This is a genomic window from Pseudomonadota bacterium, from assembly GCA_018823135.1.
In the GTDB taxonomy this organism is placed as follows: domain Bacteria; phylum Desulfobacterota; class Desulfobulbia; order Desulfobulbales; family CALZHT01; genus JAHJJF01.
On record JAHJJF010000104.1, the window covers coordinates 1 to 4,837 of the forward strand.

The 4,837-nt window shown below is 46.6% G+C and carries 5 protein-coding genes; all 5 read right to left on the reverse strand.

All coding sequences use genetic code 11. The features are described from left to right. A partial coding sequence (locus KKE17_11635; GenBank protein MBU1710646.1) for a hypothetical protein occupies positions 1-2,703 on the reverse strand: 2,703 nt, incomplete at its 3' end. An 18-nt stretch (positions 2,704-2,721) separates the two neighbouring features. After that, on the reverse strand, positions 2,722-3,306 hold the full coding sequence (locus KKE17_11640) for a hypothetical protein (GenBank protein MBU1710647.1): 585 nt from the start codon (positions 3,304-3,306) through the stop codon (positions 2,722-2,724). A gap of 5 nt (positions 3,307-3,311) precedes the next feature. Then, positions 3,312-3,857: a prepilin-type N-terminal cleavage/methylation domain-containing protein gene (locus KKE17_11645; protein ID MBU1710648.1), complete on the reverse strand. Its 546-nt coding sequence runs from the start codon at positions 3,855-3,857 to the stop codon at positions 3,312-3,314. Between the two features lie 22 nt (positions 3,858-3,879). Next, a complete protein-coding gene (locus tag KKE17_11650) occupies positions 3,880-4,593 on the reverse strand; it encodes a PilW family protein (GenBank protein ID MBU1710649.1) in 714 nt (237 codons plus the stop codon). 43 nt (positions 4,594-4,636) lie between these two features. Then, positions 4,637-4,837 (reverse strand): hypothetical protein (locus KKE17_11655; GenBank protein ID MBU1710650.1); only part of this gene is annotated, 201 nt, incomplete at its 5' end.

Genomic DNA, 4,837 nt, shown 5'->3' on the forward strand with positions numbered 1-4,837 from the left:
GGCTATATCTTTAGGAACCGCCGCATCATCTATATAGGTAAAAATCGTTCGCGGGAAAGCGTCAAGATTTCTGGCGGCAAGCATAACGCCTGCCTCCCACAAGGGAACAATATCCTCCATGGCGACAACATCAGGCACATCGCTTTCAAAATCCGGGTAAGGATGGCTCTCACTCACGGCATACTTGTAAACCTCTGTGTTGCCATCTGCGGCAACGGTGTAACTCAAGACCTTGTCCTCGGCAATCTTAAGAGCTTTATCCGCTATTGTGTCCTCGCGAAGATTTCCTTTGCTGTCCAGCCATACGGACTGGAGATAGCCGACCCACCTGGCTTCATCATCTCCGGTTTTTATCGTAGGTTTGAAATAGGCCTGAACAACATTTCCTTCGCCTTCGGATGATGTTGCAAGAACGGAAACCGCGGTACCGGAAGAGGCCCTTTCCAGCATGGCGTTAATTGCTTTCTCAAGAGCCTTCCTGAGCACCTTGCCGTCCTTGGCTTCAAAATAGGTATCAGGGATGCCGTCACCATCGGTGTCCCACTCCAGACGCTCAGCATCGGAATCCGTATAATCACCATCCGGCCGGTTGTTGGCGTTTTTATCGACAAACCCGCCATTTCGCGCTGCATCCTTTAGAAGTTTTCTGGCATTGGCATCATCGCCAAAGGCATAAACGGGGAAAAAAATTAAATTCTGATTTCCTTCCAGGTCGACGCGAAGATCATTGGTCCGGCCATAGAGTGCAATATCATCAAGATAATCACTACCATTGTCCCCATATGACCGATAATCTGCATGGGAAGAGTCTTCATGATTGTCGCCGTCATAATTCTTTAGAAAAGCAGGGATATTTTTATCTTCCGTGGAGGAGCCGTCAGTAAGCATAAGAACAAAATTTTTCGGACAGCTGACAAACTCGGCATCCCTATAAAAGGGGTCATTGGTATTATTTACAGCGCCTATGGCACTGTTCGAGTATCCGAGGCTTGCATCAGGCTTTTCCTGCTTAAAATACTGCATTGCAACATAATATGCCTCGGCAAGAGGAGTCCAGGTATCCGCGCCGGTATTCTGCAGATCAGTAATAAGTGTTGTCAGGTTTGTTCCAATCCGGTTTGAAATTTTCCCCCCTTCCTGATCCTTGCCTGATCCGTAATAGAAAAACTCGTTGCCCCATTCCGCCCGATCACCGAACTTCTGGAGCACCCCGGATATATTTCCATCAACAAACTCCCAACTCTCGTAAGCCTCATCTGCTTCCACACCCAGAGTCAATTTTGCCTTTTGAGTATCGAAGGCATCAAAAACATAGATATAGCCTTCTTGTAATTTATATTTGTACTTCCCGTCATATGGCGTAAGAGCAGGACTAGTCGAACTGTCAAACTGTTTCCAGAACACCCTGTCAGTCTGGGCCGGCTTTTCGCCAAACAGGGTCTGATTGCCGCCACCAGTCCTCGATGTTGCCAGGCCTCCCATCAACACCTTCCGGGCCACGTCGATCCTACGCATGGATACCCAGTTCATCCAGTTGCCGTCCCAGAGACTTTCCCCCGCGCTGCTGATATCCGCATCAGTTAAACATTTCTTCACTCCGCTGGTATCCGCGACATACCATGCATCGGGAACGGGATCCGTCTGAACCGTACATGACTTGTCATAATCATAGCGGGCGGATTTAATGTGTTCATCGTCAGCAAGGATTATTCCCGGTTCATTGCAGGACTCGCCATAATCAATACTGTAATAAACATCTTTATTGGTCTCTATCCGACAGACTTTCTCATATTTGTGGATAAACTTGTTGCTGGAATATGTATAGAACCAGTTCGGATTAAAATACCCATAATACTCTTGAATTTCGTCGGATGTGTATTCAATATGCAGTAAAGGGGCGTTGGCAGGATCCCCATCATATGCAGTAGCATCCCTTCTATTTTTTGAACCCATCCCTGTATGATAGCTGATTATAAAATTTATCGCATTACCGCTTGCCCATCCGTCTCTATCCAGTATTTCCTGAACAATTGAAGCAATATCCGCAGTCTCCTGCTTCTCGTTGGCAGGGCCCCACGGTTCAAGATCAGGTGATGTAGAATTGCTCCAGGGCACGGCAGTTTTCGTTTTGGCTCGACCGGAAATACCGTTTGCCACTGCAGAATACTGGGCTGCATCATCAACATCCTCGCCCTGAATCTTCAGAAAAATCTTCCCATCATAGGGTGGTATCTTTGGAGAATTTACATTAAATTCGATATAAGCCCTCTGCACCTTAACCCCTTGCGGAATAGCAACATTCTGAAACCGGATGCCGACATAGGTGGGCCTTGCATCATCCCAGCGGCCCAGATATAAGTCTCCAGTCGCATAATAGGCGCTCCCGGAACTTTCCTCGGCATCGTCTCTTGAGTCTGAAACCCTGACGTCGAAATGCGTATTCGTATCATACGGCGAACCTGTGAAAGAATTACCCGTCACAAGCTTGCCATTCCCGGGCCAGATTCCATAGGCGTTATAGTTCATACTCCCTGAATTATCCAGGATGATCATGATATTAGGCTCGATCGAATTTATCATGAAAGTGGGAGGAGCGGTATAATCCGCAATATCAGGCTCAGCTGAGGGTGATGCGGCAAAAGCCCTGACTGAATGCAAAGAAAGAACAGTTACAAGTAACAGCAACAACACCTTATTTCTCATTACTCCACCCCTCTTTTCTTAATTAACAGCAGCATACCCGGCACTGATTCTTGTGGATGCATTTTTAGGAGCATAGCCCACCGAATTTACACCAAGAATAGTAAAGGTGGTTGGTGCGCCCCCTGAAGAGCCGCCTGAAGCGAATTCAGCACCGGAAGATGATCCCGAAGCAGGCGTGATTTCCTTTCTCCAGATATTGGCCTGGATGATATTTCTTCCTTCCACATCAAGGGTAAAGACTATTTCCGGGTTGCTTACAGGATTTGTATCAGAATCAACCGGGCCCCAGCCGTGCATTTCATTATAAAAATTGTTGTCTAGCAGAGTAAACGCTGGAATTTCTGCCAATAACGGCGGCACGGCCGTTGAAGGAATTGTCGGGACTCTTAACAAATCATAGGCCATATCAATAGTTTTGCCACTTGCATACACCCCTGCATCAGCATTATAGAACGACATATTATAAAATTTTTCGTTGGCAGCTATTTCAATTTCGGTTGTAGTTGTCTGACTCATGTAGATAACAATCAGGGTCAGGGTCAATAGAACCAGTAAAGCAATGTTAAGGACCGAACCTTTTTCATTCTGCAGCACTCTCAACATTTCATTCACCTTTCAGCCATCACACCCTGCATGTTCACTGTCTGGCTTTGGCCCTTCACATTCCAGATCACATGTACTTTAATTGTTTTGGTATTTTCAACAACCGAGTCCTCGGAGATATTCCAGAAAACCCGATACTTATTGTGGGTGCCCTGACCAACTGGAGCGGCAACAGGGTGATCCCGGTCAGCAAGGCTGGCCAACCCCTGATCCAGCCCAAAATTCACCACTCCGTCTCCAGCAAGAACATCCGGACCCAGGGGAGGAGCATCATCATCATCATTATCGTCATCCGCCCCGTCGCTGTTGGCATCAGCGGCTGTTCCACCGTCACCGTTGGTATCCACAAGCTCCGCATCGTCATAAGGCCTGGCCATCAACTCTTCAAGCTTGCTTGTAGCAATAGATATTGCCTCGGAGATGTTTCCAGAAAAGGTATTGCCTTTAATCGAAGAAATCTGCAGCATGGCAACCCCCAGCATGCCGATCATGAAAATCGCTATGCCGAGTAGAACCTCCAGTATTGAAAACCCTTTTTCAGTGCTGTTCATAAACCTTTCATCTCTGTATTTTCTAATCCAGCCCCATATTACGGCAACTGACCCGTTTGACGATCATCTTTCTCTGCTTGTTGTCATTTTGAGCTGCTAAAACAATATTTCCAAGGGGGTCGATGTATGTTGTCAAGTCGGTATACGAAAAATCATTTTTTGTCGTCTCGACAACCAGGGCAATCTGCACCACCCGTATCTCTTCTCTGTCTTCGGCAGTTGCCGTATCTGCAGGAGTCACCCCATCCTCGACAAAATAGCGAAACTGGAGTGCGCTCACATTGGAAATAACGATTTGATTGGTGCCGGCATTAACGTCTTGCCTCATTAAATCGGAGCCACTCAAGAAATACCGTACTCTTTCGTCAGCGTACATTTCATTTCCATCCAAAATCGCATTATCGTTCAGATCAACATCATTATCTGTGTTGTCTTCATCTTCATTCAAATCCATGGTAAATTCGATCACACCCAAATCCGCAGTCTCTATGGCGGAATCAGCATTATCCGTTGGATCATACCCCGCTTTCCTGATTTCCTTGGCCATGGCATTCAGGGCAATTCTCAGATCCTGCTGCATTTCCACGCGTTGTTCCTGGGTCTCCGTGGTAACGGTAAAGGAAATATAACTTTTATAGATGCCGGCCGTTGCTATAAAAGTCAAAAACATGGCAACCATCAGCTCAACAAGTGAAAACCCGTTGTCTGCCTCAACAATTCTTCTGTGTAATTTCAAGCAACTCATAAGGTTAACCGAACCAATTAGCATTAAGTCCTGTTTACTCCCAAACACCATCTCGCCATCGCATAAGTCGAAGCCGACCATTACTGTCGACGATTACAGTAAATGGTGCTACACGCATTTTTGTCGGGTCAGCATCCGGCACATAAAGATAAACAGCGCCATCCTGGTTAGTTGTGCCGTTACTCCGCATTAAAAATGCATTGCCGACAAAGCTTACACCATCCCCAAGGGCACC